The organism is Streptomyces sp. NPDC002853, assembly GCF_053591915.1.
In genome coordinates, this window is sequence record NZ_JBSFUS010000002.1 from 274,809 (window position 1) to 294,162 (window position 19,354).

Sequence of the window (19,354 nt, forward strand, 5' to 3'; positions counted from 1 at the left end):
TCCGCCGGATCCCCCGGCCGGAGCGCCAGAGGGTCAGACGGGGAAGGTGACGTCGGTGAGCTGCTCGGACACCGCCCACAGCCGCTGCTGGACCGCGGTGTCGTGGGACCTGCCGCTGGAAGCGACCACCTCGGGGTAGCCGCGGGTTCCGCCCATGCCGGCAGGGCCGTAGTACTGGCCTCCGGTGACCTGCGGGTCGGTGGCCGCACGCAGGGTCGGCAGCGCGCCCATGGCGGCGTCCTGGGTGACCAGCGGGAGCATCACGTCGGCCGCCTTGCGCAGCGGGCGCGGCAGGTTCTGCTGCAGCTCGGTGGCCGCCGCCCCGGGATGCGCGGCGGCCGCGATGGTGGTGCCGTGCGCGGCGAGACGGCGCTGGAGTTCATAGGTGAACATCAGGTTGGCGAGCTTGGCCTGGCCGTAGGCGGCGACACGGTTGTAGGAACGGTCGAACTGCAGGTCGCCGAAGTGAATGCCGGCCCGGATGCGGTGACCGAAGCTGCTGACGGTCACCACCCGCGACCCGGTGACCGGCAGCAGCGCCTCCAGCAGAAGACCGGTGAGCGCGAAGTGCCCGAGGTGGTTGACGCCGAACTGCATGTCGAAGCCGTCCCGTGTCTTCTGCCGGGGGGTGTACATCACCCCGGCGTTGTTGATCAGCAGGTCGATCCTCGGGTGCGCCTCGCGCAGCTCACCGGCCGCCGTACGCACCGAAGCCAGGGACGCCAGGTCCAGCTGCTGCAGACCGAGCCGGGCCCCGGGAACGCGGTCAGAGATCTGGGCGGCGGCCCGGCGGCCCTTGTCGAGGTCGCGGACGGCGAGGACGACGTACGCGCCGCGGGCCGCCAGGGCCCGGGCGGTCTGCAGACCAAGTCCGCTGTTGGCGCCGGTGACGACGGCAACGCGGCCCTCTTGCGACGGGATGCCGTTCTCGGTCCACCGGGCGGCGGTCGTGCGGGCCATGATCATGCCTTTCCGTGCTGGCGAGAGGGGCGGTACGGGGGATCCTCGGCCCGCCCGGCGGCTCACAGGTCCAGGGACGCGGCGTGAGACGCCGGGCGGTGTAACGCGGTCAGCCCTGGGCGGCCTGCGAGACGGGAGCCCATGCGGTCCACGCTTCGAGGCGCTGGGTGTAAACGTTCCTGACGTGGTCGACCATGTGGCTGCCAAAGAGCACGCGCAGCGGCGGGTTCTCGGCGTCCACGATCTGCAGCAGCGCCTGGCCGGCGGCCTCGGGGCTGCCGTACTGGGTGTGGGCGAGCTGCTCGGCCAGCGCCTCGCGCAGCGGCTGGTATGCGGGGTTCGGCTCGGCGTGCACGGCCGAGGAGGTGCCCCAGTCGGTGGCGTAGCCGCCGGGCTCCACCAGGGTCACCTTGATCCCGAAGCCCGCGACCTCGGCCGCGAGGGACTCCGACAGGCCCTCGACCGCCCACTTCGAGGCGTGGTAGGCGCCGGTGTGGGGGAAGGCGGTGACGCCGCCGACGCTGGAGACCTGGACGATGTGGCCGGATCCCTGCTCCCGCAGGATCGGCAGGACGGCCTGGGTGACGTGGAAGACACCGAACACGTTGGTCTCGAACTGGTCGCGCAGCTGCTGCTCGCTGACCTCCTCGACCGCGCCGAACTGGCCGTAGCCGGCGTTGTTGACGACTATGTCGAGCCGGCCAAACCTCTCGTGCGCGGCGGACACCGCCTGCCGCACCCCGGCACGGTCGGTGACGTCCAGGGCCAGCGGCAGCACGGCGTCGCCGTACTTCGCCGCCAGGTCGTCGAGCGTGCCGACGGTGCGGGCGGTGGCGGCGACCCTGTCACCGCGGCCGAGCGCCGCCTCGGCGAAGGAACGGCCGAAGCCGCGCGACGCACCGGTGATGAACCAGACCTTGCTCATGAAAATCCCTTCACGTTCCACAGGCGGAACGCCGGGGGAAGCGTTCCACCACTCCGACCAGAATACTAGACTCGTCTAAAAATCGACGAGTCCAGCAAGTATGATTCCGTGAGGGAGGATCCATGAGCCTGCGGGAACGCAAGAAACTGGCCGCGTGGCGTGCCATCAGCGAGGCGGCCCTGCGCCTGTTCGAGGAGCAGGGCTTCGAGGCGACCACGATCGAGCAGATCGCGGCCGCCGCCAACGTGTCCCGCGCCACCTTCTTCAACTACTTCGCCAGCAAGGAAGCCGTCGTCTTCGACCAGGACCCCGAAGCCCGCGACCGCTGGCGCACCCTCCTGGAAGCACGGAGCCCCGGCGAACCGCTCTGGGACTCGCTGGCCGCGATCATGATCGAGGTCAACACCGGACTCCGCGACCGCATGCCGCTCATGCGCCGCCTCAAGGCACAGTCCCCGGCCCTCGCCCGGGCCAGCCAGGCATCCGGAGAACAACTGCGCACCGACCTGCAGACCTGGATCCTTGCCCAGACCCCCGGTGAGGACGCGATGATCGGGATCCTCCAGCTCAACATGGCCCTCGCCGCCGCCGGCACCGCCTACCAGAGCTGGAAGACCGACGAGGACTTCGACACCTACATCGAACGCCTGCGCACCTGCCTGGCCGCCGCCGGCACCGGCGCCGCGGCCCCCGCTCCGTGATCAAGCGGAACGGACCGCACCATCACCCCTGGTCGGCCACGTTCAGTCCTGCCCGCTCCCGTCATCGTCCTCGTCCAGCTCTGGCGCCTCCGGGTCTCGCAGCGGGCGCAAGGCGCCGGCGGCCGGAGTCGACGGCGTGAAGGTGTAGCGGCCGAGAAGAGGAACCGGCCGATGTAGCGCACGGTGCACATCTGGAGCGCGAAGCCGAGCTGGTGGTGCGCGGAGCGGAGCCGCGCGATCAGGTCGCGGTCGACGTCGTCCAGGAAGAAGAACCGCTCCAGCTCGGGGCGGGTCGGCTCCTCGGCGAACTTTCCGTACGCCTCGGCCTGCTCATCAGTCAGAAACTCCACGGGCACGAGCGGACCGTAGCCAGCCCCGGCACCGTTCGGTGATCTTTCCCGAACCCCAGTGGAGCCCTCAGCAGGTGTGCTGTGTCAGGCGGCGCTTCCCACCGGAGCCTGGGCCGCATCAGGGATCGGGACGGTGCCCGCATCATCTGCGACCGCGTCCTTCGCCTGCACCCCGATTCCGAGCTTCTCCAGGATCTTCCGCTCGATCTCGTCGGCGAGGTCGGGGGTGTCCTTCAGGAAAGTGCGGGCGTTCTCCTTGCCCTGGCCGAGTTGGCCACCCTCGTAGGTGTACCAGGCGCCGGCCTTGCGGACGAAGCCGTTCTCCACGCCCATGTCGATCAGACCGCCCTCGCGGCTGATGCCCTGGCCGTAGAGGATGTCGAACTCGGCCTGCTTGAAGGGCGGCGCGACCTTGTTCTTGACGACCTTGACGCGGGTGCGGTTGCCGACCGCGTCCGTGCCGTCCTTCAGCGTCTCGATCCGCCGGATGTCCAGACGCACGGAGGCGTAGAACTTCAGCGCGCGGCCACCGGTCGTGGTCTCCGGCGAGCCGAACATCACGCCGATCTTCTCGCGGAGCTGGTTGATGAAGATCGCGGTGGTCTTCGTCTGACTGAGCGCACTGGTGATCTTCCGGAGCGCCTGGCTCATCAGGCGGGCCTGCAGACCCATGTGGGAGTCACCCATCTCGCCCTCGATCTCGGCACGCGGCACCAGGGCCGCGACAGAGTCGACGACGATCAGGTCGAGCGCGCCGGAGCGGATCAGGATGTCGAGGATCTCCAGCGCCTGCTCACCGTTGTCCGGCTGGGACAGGATGAGGTGGTCGGTGTCGACGCCGAGCTTCTTGGCGTACTCCGGGTCCAGGGCGTGTTCGGCGTCGATGAACGCCACCGCCCCGCCGGCCTTCTGCGCGTTCGCCACGGCGTGCAGCGTCAGCGTCGTCTTGCCGGAGGACTCCGGCCCGTACACCTCCACCACACGGCCACGGGGCAGACCGCCCACACCGAGCGCCACGTCCAGCGCGGTCGAGCCGGTGGGGATCACCTCGATGGGCTCATTGGGCCGCTCGCCGAGGCGCATGACCGCGCCCTTGCCGAATTTCCGCTCGATCTGTGCGAGCGCGGTGTCCAGCGCCTTCTCGTGGTCGGTTCCTGCCATGAATTCTCACCCGGTCCGATGGTGTGGCGCGCCACACGTCGGAGAACGTGAGCGTCTGCTGCCGACAACGGACGTCTCGGAGATCCCAGTAAGCGAACATCCGATCGATTTACGTGTCCAGTGAAAGGTACCGCACCGTGAGGGAGCGGAGTGGAACGCGCACCGGACCGCTCCGGAAGCGTTGCCCGAAGTCGCCCGCGCGCAGACTCCCGGACAGACGAGGCCGCCGGTTCCGTATTGTCACGATCGCCCTTGAAGAGGCGCGTTCCACCAACCGATTCTTCTCGCCCTCCGGGGCATGTACGGCAACGGGAAGCAATCGAGGACCTCGCATTCCGGGTGCGGCACGACGGCAGAGGAAGCGGACCGCCGCATTCCCGCGACGGCGGCCCGCCGCCCCGGCAGCTCCGTCGCCGCCGGGAAGCCCATCGCCCCCCGTGCCGCGGCGCCTCGGGGGACGGCACCACCGGTCTCCAAGGCGAGGGACTTCTGCCTCCGTCCTACACCCCACACACGCACGCACGTGGTGCCAACAGACCCCAGTCGCGGGCCGGTCGGCCCTGCCGAGCCTGACCACCGGACCACGCCACCGGCCCGACCTCCAGGGCGTGATCTCCGCCGGTGAACCGGGTGCCCGTGACGCCTTCTCCTCCCGCCGGGTGCATCGATGACGACGGCGCCGTACATGCCGTTGCCGATGTGCTGGAGCAGCTGGGTCGCCCGCAACATCGCCGCCTTCCGCTGAGACGCCACGCCACCGAAGCACCCGGGCGGTCTCGTACGGCTGCAACCGCACAAGACCGCCCGTCCCCGTAGTACCGCCGCCGTCAGCACCCTGGAGGCGGCAGCGCTGTACGGGAGCCGTGCGTACGCGGACGCGGCCTGCGCCTGAACGCCGCATCGGGCGCGGCGGGCCGGGGCATGCTGGGGGTGCGCTCATGCGCCCAACTTCGACGGCAGAGGGCCGACCGGTGTCACGCGTTCACTTCACGGCCGAAGATCTCGCCCGGCCCCGGGTGGCCGCGACGATCGGCGTCGCGGCGGAGGTCTGCGGAGAGCAGCCGGTGGCGGTTCGGCAGCCCCGTGCGCACCGTGGCCGCAGCCGGCTCGGCGGTGCTGATGTCGACGCACACCGCTTGAAGTACGCCGATCTCGTGACCTTCCACGTTCAGGACATGCCGGTCGCGCCACTCGCGGACACCTGCTCACCGCGTCACGGGCCCGCCCTCTGGGCGGTTGTCCCGGCGGCCGGTGTGGGATGCCGCCGCCGGATCTCCGCATGAGGTCGCCGCAGCGCACGGCGCAACTCCTCGCGCAGCGGCTCGGGGAGTGCTGCACCGTCGGCGGCGGCGACCAGAGCGGCGGCCACCTCACGAAGTTTCACGTTGCTGTGCTGCGATACCTCCACCAGCAGACTCCAAGCCGTCACGTTCGAACACGGAGCCAGGACCATCACCATGCCGATCGACTGGTCGATCACCACCCGGCTGGCCAGCGCCCGCTGCAACTGCTCATTGACGGCACGCAGTTCAACGACGATCGACTCCAGGGTCGCGTCACCCCCGACCACCTTTTCTGCCTGGCCTTTGGCTGTCTGGCCCATGAAGCCCGCCTCGCCCCGAAGGGATCGGGTATTGGGTGGATGCGTCGGTCACCGGTGATGCAGACCGTCCCGCCGGTCCTGACGGTTCCAGCTGCCTCGGCGCTGGCGTCGGTAGCGGCGGTCCCAGCGGTCCTGACGGTCTCTGCGGTCCCGATAGTCGCGATACTCGTACTGGCCGCCGTGATCTCGGCTCCTCCCACCGTCCCTGCCATAGTGGACAGCCCCGAAAATCAGCACGGCTGCCGCTATCCACCACATGGCGTTCAAGAAGCCGAGGCCGATCAGGGCCAGGACGAGGATGACGAGCAAAACGATCACGGTGGGCCTCCCGGGCGGAACAGGTCATTGCTGCCAGGGTCCGGGGCCTTGCTTCGCAGCGTAGCCCTGTCAAGGGGTTGTGGATACGTTTCGGCGGATCCGTATGACACCACGCACATGGCCGTTCGACGGTTTCTCAGGGAATGAGGCGGCGATCAGCGCGTACGGCGCCGCCACCGGTTCGGGCAGCACCAATGTTGCTGCCCCCTCAAAGGCGCCGCTCACGCACCCAGGGCGGCACCGCCGTATCCTGCCCGCCCCGACCGCCTCCACTGTCGCCTCCCCCACGCCGGCGGCCCCAGCGACCCCGCGTCCCGCGCCTAACCCCACGCCACCCAACGCCCGTTGACAGGAGTCGTGGGCAGGCGTTGACTGGCGGCACGGCGTTGGACTGTGCCACTCCTCCGGACCCTTTGGGTGCGGCATTCCGCCTTCCCGCTTCGCCCGGACCCCGCGGATGTCAAGAACCTCTCCGCGTGTTCTGGAGGCCCGGCCATGCTCATGTGGACCTACTGCTGATCCTGGTGATCTTCGGGGCCGGCTTCACCGTGCAGATCCTCTGGTACGTCTCAGCGGCACTGCTCGCCGTCTGGCTCATCGCCTTCGTCATGCGCGGCCGCCGTGGCGGCAATCGGAGCCGCGGCGGTGGCCGCGACCGGTTCAGCCGCGCCCACGGGTAGCCGGCACCCCACCCATCGAGGCCAAACAGAGGACAGCCATGAGTACTGGAAACACGTTCCGGAACAAAGTGCAGGCCTTCAAGGGCCGAATCACTCAGCGCGTCGGCAGAGGCACCAACAACCAGCGGCTTGAGCGCGAAGGCAGGACCGACCAGATGTCCGGAAACCTGAAGCAGTCCGGCGACAAGGCCATGGACGCCTTCCGACGCTGACCACACGAACGCCCCGGGTGGCAATCACGGCACGTGGACGCCACCCGGCCGGCACCAACAGGGCACAACTCCATAGAGGTTGAGGAAATGAAGCAGAACACCGAACAGCGCCGGAGAAGGCAGCCATGTTCATCATCGTGATCATCGCTGTCGTCGTCATCGCGGCGACCGTCCTCCTCTTCATCAAACGCACGCGGACTCCCGGCGGCGGCGAGCGCAGCCTGCAGAGCCGCTTCGGACCCGAGTACCAGCGCGCGATCACTGACCACGACGGTGATGTCAGGGCGGCCGAGCGGGAACTCGGCGAGCGCGTGAAGCGCCACGGTTCGCTCCAGGAGCAGCCCCTGTCACCCGAGGAGCGCGAGTACTACCTGGCTCAATGGGCCGACGTCCAGGAACAGTTCGTCGCATCGCCGCACAAGGCGGTCGCTGAAGCCGACATGCTGTTGACGCGGCTGGCCAGCGACCGGGGGTACCCCGTCGGGGACCAGTTCGAGGAGCGGATCGCCGCACTGTCCTTGCACCACGCCCACTCCGTGCAGGGCTATCGCAGCATGCACACCGCGGCTCGTGGCCAGTGCGGGACCGAGGAAATGCGCGAGGCCATGGTGCAGGCCCGCGGCCTCTTCGAAGCGCTGGTCCCCGCACACCCCACCCGCACCGACCGGCACCGCACGCAGTCCGCCCAAGACCACGGCCATCCGTCGTGGGCACCCGGGAGGCGGCACGCCAAGGGAAGTGGCACATCATGAGGTACGACCAACAACGAGCCCAGCAACCCGCAAGCGCGCCCGCGCAATCCGCAAAGCAGCACGACCCACAGGCGCCGCCCCGCGCATCCCGCCAGACCGGCACGCTCGCTGACACCGGGCAGACCTCTCCGCCGACGCTGATCACACAGGGCGAGCGGGACAAGATGACCGTGCGCCTCCAGCACGCCCTCAGTACGTTCGTCGAGAACCCGCACCAGGCAGTCCAAGAGGCCGACAACGTCTTCGAGGAAGCCGCCTCCCGTCTCACCGACGTTCTGGCCGAACGACGGCACATGCTGCGCACGAGCTGGCAGGACCGGGATGCCGGAACACGGACCGAGGAACTACGCCTCGCTCTGCGCGAGTACGAAGAGACCACCGAGCGGCTGCTGCGCATCTGAACCGGGACGGGCCCGTGACCCGAGGTCGGGGGACGGCGCAGGCCCGTCGTGTCGCGTCACTCCCCTCGTCCAACGACCGCTGGTCCGGCAGATCCCATGGGATCTGCCGGACCAGCGGTCGCGAGGGCGCGTGACCAGAGTCTGCTGACACCACGAACGCCTACCCTCCGGCCCGACGGAACCGGGTGCCGGGTCCAACCCTGAGATCGGCCGGGTGACGGGCGCCGATGTGGGCGGAATGGGGAGTACCCTGAAGTAGCGGACGTCCTGGACCCCGGCGGACCTGTTGTTGCTCAACACAGATGCCGCGGGAAGCGGACCTTTTTCGTCCGATCGCCCGGTGCATCCCCCTGGAGGAACCGGGCAGCGCACTGTCCCCATGGACAGTTTGTCGCACTGCCCGTTCGCTGCCTCCGCCGAATGTATGCCCTTGCCGCACGCGTCCCAGAGGAGCCGGTCATCCGGCCGCATCCCCTGGCTGTGTCGGCAAGTACCAGGAACGAGGCACCATGGCCTTGCCGCAGTTGAACGTCTACCGGCGCAACAGAAGGTTCCAGGCACTGATCACCCTCGCCGGCGAGATCGACTTTGGGACCGCGCCACTGGTGCGCTCAACCCTTGAGCAGTGCCTGCGCGATGGCATACGCACCATCGACGTCGACCTCACTCCCGTCACCTTCTGCGACTGCTGCGGCCTCAACACCTTCATCGAGGCGTTTCAGCACACCACCGCGGCCGGAGGGACGCTGCTCCTGCATTACCCGCCTCCCACGCTGGCCTGGATGCTCGAGCGCACCGGTTGCGGCTACTTGCTCAAAGGGCTTGCGCCCGCTCTCGTGCCGGCGCCCCTCCCCCTCGCCCCGGCTCCCTCTCCTGTGGCGTCCTTCGAGCCCTCGCCTCGCCTCGCTCCGCTCTCTGCTGCCGCTTCGGGCGGAGTGCTGTGAGGGCCCAGACCTGGCGTGAGCAGGAGCCGCAGACCGTCGGCCACAGGCCGTCCGAGATGGCCGCGGTGCGGCTGCGGCAGGTGAACCGCTGGCTGATGGAGGACTTGCGCCAGGATCTGGCCGATCTGTACGAGGCTTGCTGCGCGACCGAGCACGCCATGGGGTACCGCCGCCGCAGCCCGGAGGAGTTCCTGAGCCGGCTGGCCCAGGACATCCGTCGGCCGGGGTTCGCCATGGTGATCGCGGAGGCGGACGGCTTGGTGGGGTGTGCCTTCGGATTCCCGGTACTCGGCGACAGCTCTTGGCGGCTCGGCTTCGGCGGCGAACTACCGCGCACCATCGAACAACTGACCCAATCCGACACCGTATTCGCGATCACCAACATCCTGATCCGTCCGCATCCCCAGGACAAGGCCCTGGCCCGCCGTCTGCAGGAGCGCCTGCTGACCGACCATCAGGCGTCGCTCGGGGCAATCCTGGTGGATCCCGCCGATCATGTCGCCCTCGATGCCTTCCGCTCATGGGGATGGCTGGACATCGGAGGCTTCCGGCGGCCGCCGGGCCGCACGATGATCCGTGTCCTGATCCTGCCGCTCGGCGAACGGACCCTGGAGCGCATCAAAGCAACAGACTCCCCCTGCGCGGACGCGGTGACCCGGTGATGCCGAACGGCCGCTCATCCCGGATCCGCGTGCTGGTCGCCGAACAGGCAGCTCTGCGTGGTGCCCGGGCCGGTCTGATAGACGTGTGCACCGCGGCGGTGGCCTTTCTGCCGGTCGGCGGGGCCGGCATATCGGCGATGTCCCGAACCGCGGCAAGCCATCCGCTGTGCAGCACCGACGACATCAGCGAGCGGCTGGAAGAACTGCAGCTCTCGCTGGGCGAGGGGCCGTGCGTGGACGCCTTCACCCACGGATCGGCCGTCCTGACACCCGACCTGCAGAGCCGTGAACTCCACCATCGTTGGCCCATGTTCGCCGATGCGGCGCTGGATGCCGGAGCGCGTGCGGTCTTCTCTCTGCCTCTGCAAAGCGGTGCGATCAGCCCCGGGGTTTTGGACCTGTACGCCCAGGGCCCGGTCCGATTGGGTGCGGATGCGCTGGTCGACGCGCTGGCCTTCGCTGACCTCGCGACGCTGGTCCTGTTCGACACACGTATCGACGCGACGGGTGGGCCAGCCGGTGGCGGCGGACCGAAAAGACACGTCGAAGACTTGGGCGGGTACCGGGCAGAAATCTCCCAGGCCACCGGAATACTCACCATCCAGCTCGGCGTCGGCATCGAGGAAGCCTTTGTCCGACTGCGCGCCTACGCCTACGCTCAGGGACTCCGGCTCACCGTGGTGGCAGACGATGTGGTGGCTCGTCGGCTCCGCTTCTCGCCACACGCAGAGCCGATCCGGACCGACGAGGATTCCTGACGACCTCGCTCGACGCACAGCGCACGCGATGCCGCCGCACTCCCCTCCCCTCTCTCCCGGCAGGACCAAACTCCATAAAGGGTGTTGACGATGAATGAGCGACTCCTGGCCAAGACCTTCGTCGAGCTTGCGGACACGTTGGTCGCCGACTTCGACCTGATCGACTTCCTGCGCCTGCTGAGCGACCGCTGTGTGGAGATGCTGGGCGCCAGCGCCGCCGGAGTACTGCTCGCGGACCGAAACGGCGAACTCCGCGTCATGGCTGCCTCCGACGAACAGGTGCGCCTGCTGGAACTCTTCCAGCTCCAGAACGACGAAGGCCCCTGCCTGGACTGCTGCCGCACCGGCATGCCGGTGACTGTTCCCGACCTCAGCACGGAGACCGCCCGCTGGCCCCGATTCACCGCCCAGGCCCAGCCGCTCGGGTTCGGGGCGGTCCAGGCCCTGCCCATGCGCCTGCGGGACGAGGTCGTCGGCGCCCTGAACCTCTTCCGTGCCACTCCCGGCCTCTTCGATCCGGTTGCCACATCCCTCGCCCAAGCCCTGGCCGACGTCGCCACCATCAGCCTGCTCCAGCAGCGGGACACCCACCGCACCACGATCCTCAACGAGCAACTGCAGACCGCGCTGAACAGCCGCGTCCTGCTCGAACAGGCCAAAGGCAAGCTCGCCGAGCGCCACAGCGTCAACATGGAAGAGGCATTCATCGCTCTGCGCCGCTACGCCCGCGCTCACAACCGCCGCCTGTCCGACGTGGCCCGTGCGTTCGTGGATGACTCCGAACCCCTCGCCGGCCTGATGCCCTGACCCGTGCCACAGGAGCGTCGGCCGCCGCCGTATGCCTCCACAGGAAGGCCGATGCGTCGCACCGCAGCGGCCTGTTCTCCGCCGCCGGGAATACTCGGCCGTGCCGGGCAAACCTGCATGACTCCGGTCCGTCGGGCCCTGGCCCCTGCCCCCTGTCGAGGCCGCCCGGATTTAGCAGTTTTGTACCTAGAAAGCTGTAAAACCCTTGATACGCGAAAGACTCGGCGGTTTGAGTTCTATGCCAGGGGACACCCGAGCAGGGCATCCGCAGGTCGACCGGGATGAAGGCACCGGAGAGTTGAGACCACAGCTCCCGGTGCCGCCCGTTGGGCACCCAAGCTCAAGAGCGGTCATGAACGCCAACGCTGAGACACGCCCACCCGCGATACGGTCACGGCGGCGACGCGCCCCAAATCACCTACTGCCCCCGCCCGATGAGCGCGATCCCATCGGCATGGTGGGTGTTGAGAGACTGGATCACCTACACGGCGATGGTGACCACGAGCAGAAGGACGGCTGCGGTGAGTGCCGCGTCCGTCGTCGTCACCGCCCGGCGTCTGTACGGGCGTGGATGGAGACGGCGCCGCCCTCGTACTCCCAGGACTCCTGCGCGTCCTGCGGCCGGTCCCCAACGCTCATTTCGCGCGCGGTCTCCGCCGCGATGAGATCGGTGGCGCTCAGGGGGCGTTCGTCCCGGGCACAGGCAGCGCTCATGAGCCGGGCGGCGCTCACGTCACCCGTTTCGGGTGGGATCACCAACAGGTCCCAGCGGCCGATGCCGTAGGACAACAACAGTATTTCGTGCGGGTCGAGTTCCGGGGTAAACCAGCCGATCTTCACCACGTGGTCGTGGACGGTCACCTTGTCCGGAACGACGGGCCAAAGCATCGGATTCACGGCGACGCGGGTGATGCGGCCCCACTGGGGATCGAGTTCGTCGACCAAGGCGACGAGTTCGACAGCCAAGTCGCGCGAGCGGGGCCACCAGGCGCCGTCGAGAAGGTCACGGCCCGTCGGAGATTTCAGCGCCACACGGGCCCGAGACATCGCAAGAGGCGTGGAGGTGCGGGAGGGCATGATGGTCGCGATCATGGTGCGAACCCGTCCTCGAGGCGACACGAGGGCCGCTCTCGATGCCAGATGGTCGCCGAGGACGAATCCCGCGTGGATGCCGGAGTACGACGTGCCCTTGGTGTCTTCACGTTACTCCTGCGGGCAGGTTCCGTGACGAGTCCGTCGGCGCACGGTCCGTTCCTCCGACGGCGCGGTGCCACGGTCGTCTTCCGCGCGGGCCCGGCGAGGCGCAGGGCGGAGTCATCCGCCGCGATGATCAGCCGGGGGCGCCGACGCATGTCTCCTCGTCTCGTGCGGGGCACGTCTGGGCGGGCGCCCAGACGCCGTGATCCATGTAACCCGTGGTCCGGGATCCCCCCCACACACACCGATCCGGGGAGCGAAGTGGCGCGGCAAAGGGTGACCGAACGCGTGGGGTAGGCATGGGGCCGACCGGGGACAGCCGCCGAACGCGGTGGGGCGGACGATGGTCGTGTCCAGGGCGCAGGCCCGTCCGCCGCGCCGCGTGCTGACGGGACGTCGGGGCGCCGCAAATGATGGCGAACTGGCGCCGGCGTACGAGGAATACGCGCGGTCGTCGGCGTACGTCCAGGGCTTTCGCGGGTGGACGGGAGTAAAATAGAGGAGGCGAGGGCGTGTCTGCCGGTGCCCGATCACTTGGAGCACCCTCCTTCTTCCCCCTCGCCCTTCCTTCAGGAGCAGCCCCCGACCCCCGGCCGCGCCACCCGCAACCTGCCGAGGGGCTCGCACATGTCCGTAAAGTCCAGCACGCATACCACCACACTCCCGCCGGGGCGGAGTTACGACGGCACGTCCCCCTTCCCGGCAGGAAAGTCGATGCCGCCGCGGGGCGGCGGGGAGCGTCTGTCCGTGGCGGTGACAGCAGTGATCGTCATGCTGCCGTTCGTGGCGCTGGGTGCCGCCGGATGGCTGCTGTGGGGGCGTCTGATCCATCCCGGGGACATCGCCCTCGGGATCGCCTTGTATGTGGTCACGGGTCTCGGTGTCACGGTGGGCTTTCACCGCGGTCTCACGCACGGCAGTTACCGGGCCGTCCGCCCCCTGCGCATCGCTCTCGCGGTGGCCGGGTCGATGAGCTTCCAAGGCGATGCCGTCGGCTGGGTCGCCACACACCGCCGCCACCACGCGTTCACCGACCGCCCGGGCGACCCGCATTCCCCGTACCGCTACGGCACGCATCTGCGGGGCCAGTTGCGCGGTCTCCTGCACGCGCACGTCGGCTGGCTGTTTCGCAACGACCCTACGTCAGCCGAGCGCTACGCCCCTGACCTGCTGGCCGACCGTGACATCCGTGCGGTCTCCCGCGCCTTTCCGGCGCTGTGTCTCCTCACTCTCGCCTTGCCATTCGGCCTGGGCTGGGCGATCGGCGGCAGCTGGCTCCACGGAGTGACCGGCCTGCTGTGGGCGGGACTTGTCCGTGTCGCGTTGCTGCAACACGTCACGTGGAGCGTGAATTCGCTGTGCCACATGATCGGTGAGCGCCCCTTCCGCACTCGGCGCCACGACCGGGCCACCAACCTGTGGCCGCTCGCCCTGCTCTCCTTCGGCGAGAGCTGGCACAACCTCCACCACGCCGATCCGACCAGCGCCCGACACGGGGTGGGACGAGGTCAGCTCGACCCGTCGGCCGCAGTCATCCGCCTGTTCGAACGCCTCGGCCTCGTGCACGAGGTGCGCTGGCCGTCGCCGGACCGGGTCGCCGCCCGCCGCATCTGACGGCTCTTCGAGCCGGCAAGCACCCGCGCGTCCAGACACAGCAGCAGGCAGGAGTCGCACCTCATGACACTCGCGCCGATCTCCCCTCTTCCCTCCCAGCCCTTGCTCCGCCTGCGGCTGGCGCCCCCCTCCGGCGGGCCTCGCCCGATCGACGGGGCATGGTGGCCGCGCTCGTACGACCAACTCGCCGAACTCCCCGCACTGATCGCCGGGTTGCCCCGCACCTGGGGTGACATCACCAGCGTCATACTCAACGGCCCGGCGTGGTCACCGACGCCGGGCCGGATACTCGTCTCCAGTCAGGTCGTCCGTCTGCGGAGGCGCCGGACCACCACTGCCGCGCACACCATCATCCTTACCGCCCCCGGCCAGGGGCGCTGGGACCTGATGGTCGTGCCTCCGGATACGACCGAGGAGGCAGCAGAGTCGATCATGACGCGCGTGGGAATAGTCGCCAACCCGTGACGGGCCGTGCCCCTCGTTCGCCCGCAACTACCCGGCCCAGAAAGAAAGCAGGCACACGTCGGGCCTGCCTCGGCTAGGTAAAGGCCCCCGCCCCCCGGGTGGGCGGATTCTAGGGATCGTCGCAACACGTGATCACTGGCGTGTCTGTCGAGCAGTGTTAGCAGTGGCTCGGCTGGGAACTCCCAGTCGAGCCACTGCTGCGTTGTCGGTGGGATTGCACTGCATTCCGGCGAGCCCGGGGTTGAGCGGCTCACAGAGGTCCCACCCGGCCCCCGCTCCTCAGCCCTCCACGGGCAGGAACAGAATGAGCCCCATGAATGACGGATCGGACTGGCCGACGGACAAACTGACCGCGCTCAGACTCGGGAGGAGGCTGGTTGCGGAAGTCCCCGCATCACGACCAGATCGCCGCGCATTCGTGGACATCCGTCCCACACAGAGCGAGCCGGATGTCCAGGCTCGGGGCGAGGGATGGGTTCGCAGCGACGTTGAACGTAGCTTTCGGCTGCAGCATTGTGAATACGACCCCGAGCACATTGATGGCTTCGACTACGACATCGGCGCAGCCCTCATCAGGTCCGCCGACGCCCCGGACGAGTCTGAGCTGAGCACCGTTCTCAACGCATGGGGCATCCAGCCCGGCCTCTTCGTCTACCCCTGGGAAAGCGACGATCCCCGGTATGCGAAGATCAGTTCAAGGGAGCTGTCAGCTCACGCAGCCGCGCGGCAGGGGTTTGCCAGCCAAGGGTCTTGCGTGGCCGGCGGTTCAGTTCAGCGGCGACGGCTGCCAGGTCTTCGAGGGTGTGGACCGCCAGGTCGGTGCCCTTGGGAAAGTACTGCCGCAGCAGTCCGTTCGTGTTCTCGTTCGACCCGCGCTGCCAGGGGCTGGCCGGATCGCAGAAGTAGACCGGAATGTCGGTGGCCACCGTGAACGCCCGATGGGCGGCCATCTCCAAGCCCTGGTCCCAGGTCAGGGAACGCCACAGATGCGGCGGGAGGGTCTGGACGGTGGCGGCGAGAGCGTTGCGGGTCGCGAAGGCGCTGTGGCCGCGGGGCAGGTGCACGAGCATCACGTAGCGCGTGGACCGCTCAACTAGCGTTCCGATGGCGTAGCGCCCGTCCTTGCCGATGATGAGGTCGCCTTCCCAGTGGCCGGGGACGGCCCGGTCCTCGGCTTCGGCGGGCCGGTCGCTGATCATGACCATGCCCTTGACCGGGCGGGAGACGCGCTTGTGAACGTGGCGGTTGGGACGCCGTCGGGCCCGGCCGGTGCGGAGGGCTCGGGTCAGTTCCCGGCGCAGTTCACCGCGACCCTGGACGTAGAGGGCCTGGTAGATCGTCTCGTGGGTCACGTGCATCTCCGGCCGGTCGGGGAAGCTTGCCGCAGAGCCTGACAGATCTGCTCAGGGCTCCACCGCATCGTGAGATGGTCCTGGACGAAGTCCCGCAGCTCGATGTTCTGGCCGATCTTGCCGAGCTTCGGGCGGGGCCGGCGAGCATCAGCACGGGCCTGAGCGGTGTGCGGCCGGTAGTACCAGCCGCCGTTCGGCATGGTGCGCCGGTTGCGGTGTATCTCGCGGCTGACCGTGGAGGGACTGCGGCCCAGCTTGCGGCGATCTGCCGGATCGATGCTTTCTCGCGCAGCCGATCAGCGATGTGGACGTGGTCGTGCTCCTGCAAGTACCGCGACGGCCGGGAGGGCGGCTCCCCGGGATCCGCCAGGTGTCCGGACGTCTGTCCATGGTCCTGGTAGATCGGGGGAGTCGCCCTGCGACCCTTGCCGGGCGAGGTCTGGCCGTTACGCCACTTCTTGCCCGTGCGGAGATCGATCCCCACGATGCGGGCCGCTTCCCGGGTGCTGTAGCCCTGCTCCATGAGCTGGAAGTATGCGGCCCGCTCGCGGGTCAGCTTCCGGCGCCGTTCTGACGACGGCCGGACCCGTGGCGCCGACACACGTGGTTCCGGCGCCGCGTCCTTCCGACCGTCACCACCCGGACACCACCACGTACAGGAGCTATAGAGCTACACAGCTACAGAGAACGAAACGGACAAGGGGACGCCGCAGAGCGTCCCCTCTCGCCGACATGGCCCCTTGCTACGTTCTCCGGAATACCTTGGAAGACCTCCGCAGCAGGCACGATCCACAAACGGAACCAGGCGTCATGGCGAGCGGGCAGAGGGGCGCGTTGTCCCAGGGAGCTCGCTCGCAGGCCGCGTCAACGGGATGCAGTAGGCCCCTGGGGCGGCTGCTTCGCGCGGCAGCGTGCAGCGGCATCGCATCGGTATCACCTTCCGGTCATTCCCGCAGGCCTGTCCCGGTACATCCCCGCAGGCAGCCACACTGTGCAAAACACTCTCGCCGGATTCCGCAGGTCGTGTGTGGCGGGATGCCTCTCCTCGCCGCACGCCTGTTCGCACAGCCGTGGTTACGTGGTTTCAGCCGGTCCCGGGACGACTCGACGTACACGATCCGTCGTGCTGCGTGAGGAGAGGAATCCGTGCATGCCTGCGTTACCGGCCCTCGCGAACAAGCTGCTGGCCGCCGTCTCCTGGCTGGCCAGTCCCTGCACCCCGGACGACTATCTCGGATTGATCGACCCGCTCCTTGGCGCCCGTTTCCCGGCGGGGCGGGTGACAGCGGTGAGCCCGGAGACTGCGGATGCCACCACGCTCACGCTCCGGCCCGGCCGGGGCTGGTCGGGGTACCGCTCTGGGCAGCACCTTCCGCTCGGCGTCGAAGTGGACGGCGTGTGGCACTGGCGGACGTACTCCCTCACCTCAGCCCCGGGGCGGGAGGACGGGCTTCTGACGATCACCGTCAAGGCGGCACCAGAGGGGCTGGTGTCCCCGCGACTGGCCCACCGGACGCCGGTGGGGTCGGTCCTTCGCATCGGCCCGGCGCAAGGCGATTTCCTCCTTCCGGAGCGTCTGCCACCCCGCATCTTGCTGGTCGCCGCGGGCAGCGGCATCACCCCGGTCATGGGCATGCTGCGCACGCTCATACGCCGGAGACCTCCGCACCCCCACGTGGTGCTGGTGCACAGTGCGCCCACGGCCCGCGACAGCATCTTCAGTGCCGAACTGCACTCGGCACGACAGCGGTTGAGCTGGCTGGACTACCACGAACACCACACTCGGCAGCACGGCAGGCTCACACCGCTAAGCCTGGGGCGGCTTTGTCCTGACTGGCCGGAGCGTGAGACCTGGGCCTGCGGTCCGGCCGGCCTGCTGGACGCGGTGGAGAATTTCTGGCACCGGGCAGGGCTCGAGGAGCGGCTCCACGTCGAGCGGTTCCAGCTCACTCCAATCCTGCCGCCGGACCACGAACCCGCCTCCGGCAGCCGGGTTTTGTTCACCCGTACCGGTACCGAGGTAACCGCGGACGCCGGCACCCCGCTGCTCGTCGTGGGCGAGTCGGCGGGAGTGGTGATGCGGTACGGATGTCGGCGCGGCATCTGCTTTGGCTGCCTCACTCCCCTCACGTACGGCCGCGTGCGCGATTTGCGCACCGGCGACCTCAACGACAGGGCCGGGCAGTTGATTCAGACATGCGTCTCGGCTGCGGCCGGATCGCTGGTCCTCGATGCCTAGCCCCCAAGGAGACCCGTGACCGTGACCCCACTCGCGCCCACCGACACGCACATCGGTGAGGAGTTCGGCCAGGCACTCGACCGGATCCGCTCCGAAGTCATCGCCGCGCGCGGCGCCGAAGACGCCCACTACATCCGTACGGTCATCGCCACCCAGCGCGGCCTGGAGGTGGGCGGCCGGATCGCCCTGGCCGTCTCGCTGTTCCCGCCCGCCTGGGCCGCCGGTACCACCATGCTCTCCGTCGCCAAGATCCTGGAGAACATGGAACTTGGCCACAACATCCTGCACGGCCAGTGGGACTGGATGGGTGACCCGGCAATCCACTCGGCCACCTGGGAGTGGGACTTCCTCACTCCCGCGGAGGCGTGGAAGCACACCCACAATCATCTGCATCACACCTGGACCAACGTCGTCAACCGTGACCGGGACCTCGGATACGTGGTCTTCCGCATGAGTGCCGACCAGCGCTGGCTGCCGCGCCATGTCGCCCAGCCGCTCTACAACTTCGTGCTAGCACCGTTCTTCGAGTGGGGCATCGCACTCTACGACCTGGAACCCGATGCCGTCGCCACCGGCCGCAAGCCGTGGCGTTCCCTCGCCCGTGACCTGAGCAGATTCCTCACCAAGGCCTCCCGGCAGCTAGTCAAGGACTACGCGCTCTTCCCGCTGCTGGCCGGCCCCTCCGCCCTACCCTGCTTGCTGGGCAACTTCACCGCCAATACCGTACGCAACCTCTGGTCGCACACCATCATCTTCTGCGGCCACTTTCCCGGTGATGTCCAGACGTTCACCGAGGAGTACGTCGAGGGTGAGACGCGTGGTGAGTGGTATCTGCGCCAGATCCAGGGCTCGGCCAATATCGAGGGCAGCCGACTCTTCCACGTGCTCAGCGGAAACTTGGGCCACCAGATCGAGCACCATGCTTTCCCCGACCTGCCCAGCAACCGCTACGCCGAAATCGCCCCGCGCGTGCGGGAACTCTGTGAGAAGTACAGCATCCCGTACGTCACCGGCCCGCTGTGGCGGCAGTACGGCTCCACCTGGGGACGCATCCTGCGCTTCGCGCTGCCGCGCTGAACGGCCGACTCGTAAGCTGGGCGGTCACCGAGCTCTTTCAACGAGGCGGCGCCCACCAAACGCTGCCCGAATTATGGGTCGTCTGCCAACAAGCCCTCACCACCGCCAAGCACCTCGCACTACAGGCTGGCCCCCTGCCCGAACAACCATTGATCAACTGAAACTTCACCCGCGCC

General features: G+C 68.4%; 20 protein-coding genes and 2 pseudogenes. 13 read left to right on the forward strand and 9 right to left on the reverse strand.

Going from position 1 to position 19,354, the window contains the following annotated elements; genetic code table 11:
* Positions 1–33: 33 nt before the first annotated feature.
* Together ACWD02_RS05700 and ACWD02_RS05705 are read right to left on the reverse strand one after the other, a co-directional pair.
* Positions 34–960 carry an SDR family NAD(P)-dependent oxidoreductase gene (locus tag ACWD02_RS05700; protein ID WP_451204823.1) on the reverse strand — a complete coding sequence of 309 codons (927 nt, stop codon included), beginning with the start codon at positions 958–960 and terminating at the stop codon, positions 34–36.
* Between the two features lie 109 nt (positions 961–1,069).
* Entirely contained in the window at positions 1,070–1,885 is an 816-nt protein-coding gene (locus tag ACWD02_RS05705) for an SDR family oxidoreductase (protein ID WP_451204825.1), read from the reverse strand.
* Positions 1,886–2,007: 122 nt separating this feature from the next.
* Between ACWD02_RS05705 and ACWD02_RS05710 the strand changes: the two genes are divergently transcribed.
* Positions 2,008–2,586 (forward strand): TetR/AcrR family transcriptional regulator, encoded by a 579-nt coding sequence (locus ACWD02_RS05710; protein WP_451204827.1) that lies wholly within the window; start codon positions 2,008–2,010, stop codon positions 2,584–2,586.
* A gap of 158 nt (positions 2,587–2,744) precedes the next feature.
* Here ACWD02_RS05710 and ACWD02_RS05715 read toward each other — a convergent pair.
* From ACWD02_RS05715 to ACWD02_RS05735, 5 genes and pseudogenes are all read right to left on the reverse strand, one after another.
* Positions 2,745–2,942 (reverse strand): annotated as a pseudogene (locus ACWD02_RS05715) (DUF4158 domain-containing protein); the annotation flags it as partial.
* 78 nt (positions 2,943–3,020) lie between these two features.
* Positions 3,021–4,097, reverse strand: a complete 1,077-nt coding sequence (gene recA / locus ACWD02_RS05720) for a recombinase RecA (RefSeq protein WP_451204829.1) — start codon at positions 4,095–4,097, stop codon at positions 3,021–3,023.
* Positions 4,098–5,071: 974 nt separating this feature from the next.
* On the reverse strand, positions 5,072–5,263 hold the full coding sequence (locus ACWD02_RS05725; RefSeq protein ID WP_451204831.1) for a hypothetical protein: 192 nt from the start codon (positions 5,261–5,263) through the stop codon (positions 5,072–5,074).
* A gap of 47 nt (positions 5,264–5,310) precedes the next feature.
* On the reverse strand, positions 5,311–5,700 hold the full coding sequence (locus ACWD02_RS05730; protein WP_451204833.1) for an ANTAR domain-containing protein: 390 nt from the start codon (positions 5,698–5,700) through the stop codon (positions 5,311–5,313).
* A 48-nt stretch (positions 5,701–5,748) separates the two neighbouring features.
* On the reverse strand, positions 5,749–6,018 hold the full coding sequence (locus tag ACWD02_RS05735) for a hypothetical protein (RefSeq protein WP_451204835.1): 270 nt from the start codon (positions 6,016–6,018) through the stop codon (positions 5,749–5,751).
* 503 nt (positions 6,019–6,521) lie between these two features.
* On the opposite strand from ACWD02_RS05735, the gene ACWD02_RS05740 reads away from it, so the two are divergent.
* From ACWD02_RS05740 to ACWD02_RS05775, 8 genes are all read left to right on the forward strand, one after another.
* The gene (locus ACWD02_RS05740; protein WP_451204837.1) at positions 6,522–6,698 is read left to right on the forward strand and encodes a hydrophobic protein; all 177 of its coding nucleotides are present in this window, start codon (positions 6,522–6,524) and stop codon (positions 6,696–6,698) included.
* 38 nt (positions 6,699–6,736) lie between these two features.
* A complete protein-coding gene (locus ACWD02_RS05745) occupies positions 6,737–6,910 on the forward strand; it encodes a CsbD family protein (protein ID WP_451204839.1) in 174 nt (57 codons plus the stop codon).
* Between the two features lie 125 nt (positions 6,911–7,035).
* The gene (locus ACWD02_RS05750; protein ID WP_451204841.1) at positions 7,036–7,662 is read left to right on the forward strand and encodes a hypothetical protein; all 627 of its coding nucleotides are present in this window, start codon (positions 7,036–7,038) and stop codon (positions 7,660–7,662) included.
* Positions 7,659–8,063 (forward strand): hypothetical protein, encoded by a 405-nt coding sequence (locus ACWD02_RS05755; RefSeq protein ID WP_451204843.1) that lies wholly within the window; start codon positions 7,659–7,661, stop codon positions 8,061–8,063. Before ACWD02_RS05750 ends, ACWD02_RS05755 begins: the two co-directional genes overlap by 4 nt.
* Positions 8,064–8,572: 509 nt before the next feature.
* Positions 8,573–9,007, forward strand: a complete 435-nt coding sequence (locus ACWD02_RS05760) for an STAS domain-containing protein (protein WP_451204845.1) — start codon at positions 8,573–8,575, stop codon at positions 9,005–9,007.
* A gap of 56 nt (positions 9,008–9,063) precedes the next feature.
* Positions 9,064–9,669, forward strand: coding sequence for a hypothetical protein (locus tag ACWD02_RS05765; RefSeq protein ID WP_451204847.1), 606 nt, complete (start codon positions 9,064–9,066; stop codon positions 9,667–9,669).
* Entirely contained in the window at positions 9,669–10,427 is a 759-nt protein-coding gene (locus ACWD02_RS05770) for a GAF and ANTAR domain-containing protein (protein ID WP_451204849.1), read from the forward strand. Before ACWD02_RS05765 ends, ACWD02_RS05770 begins: the two co-directional genes overlap by 1 nt.
* A 90-nt stretch (positions 10,428–10,517) precedes the next feature.
* The gene (locus ACWD02_RS05775) at positions 10,518–11,234 is read left to right on the forward strand and encodes an ANTAR domain-containing protein (RefSeq protein WP_451204851.1); all 717 of its coding nucleotides are present in this window, start codon (positions 10,518–10,520) and stop codon (positions 11,232–11,234) included.
* 543 nt (positions 11,235–11,777) lie between these two features.
* On the opposite strand, the gene ACWD02_RS05780 is transcribed toward ACWD02_RS05775, so the two are convergent.
* A complete protein-coding gene (locus ACWD02_RS05780; RefSeq protein WP_451204853.1) occupies positions 11,778–12,326 on the reverse strand; it encodes a DUF5994 family protein in 549 nt (182 codons plus the stop codon).
* Positions 12,327–13,058: 732 nt separating this feature from the next.
* Between ACWD02_RS05780 and ACWD02_RS05785 the strand changes: the two genes are divergently transcribed.
* Both ACWD02_RS05785 and ACWD02_RS05790 read left to right on the forward strand, forming a co-directional pair.
* A complete protein-coding gene (locus tag ACWD02_RS05785) occupies positions 13,059–14,045 on the forward strand; it encodes an acyl-CoA desaturase (protein ID WP_451204855.1) in 987 nt (328 codons plus the stop codon).
* 63 nt (positions 14,046–14,108) lie between these two features.
* Positions 14,109–14,510: a DUF5994 family protein gene (locus ACWD02_RS05790; protein ID WP_451204857.1), complete on the forward strand. Its 402-nt coding sequence runs from the start codon at positions 14,109–14,111 to the stop codon at positions 14,508–14,510.
* Positions 14,511–15,199: 689 nt separating this feature from the next.
* Here the strand turns inward: ACWD02_RS05790 and ACWD02_RS05795 are convergent.
* Positions 15,200–16,385, reverse strand: a pseudogene (locus ACWD02_RS05795) (IS30 family transposase).
* 627 nt (positions 16,386–17,012) lie between these two features.
* Here ACWD02_RS05795 and ACWD02_RS05800 point away from each other — a divergent pair.
* Both ACWD02_RS05800 and ACWD02_RS05805 read left to right on the forward strand, forming a co-directional pair.
* A complete protein-coding gene (locus ACWD02_RS05800) occupies positions 17,013–18,101 on the forward strand; it encodes a ferredoxin reductase (protein ID WP_451205856.1) in 1,089 nt (362 codons plus the stop codon).
* A 21-nt stretch (positions 18,102–18,122) separates the two neighbouring features.
* A complete protein-coding gene (locus tag ACWD02_RS05805) occupies positions 18,123–19,178 on the forward strand; it encodes a fatty acid desaturase family protein (protein ID WP_451205859.1) in 1,056 nt (351 codons plus the stop codon).
* Positions 19,179–19,354: the final 176 nt, after the last annotated feature.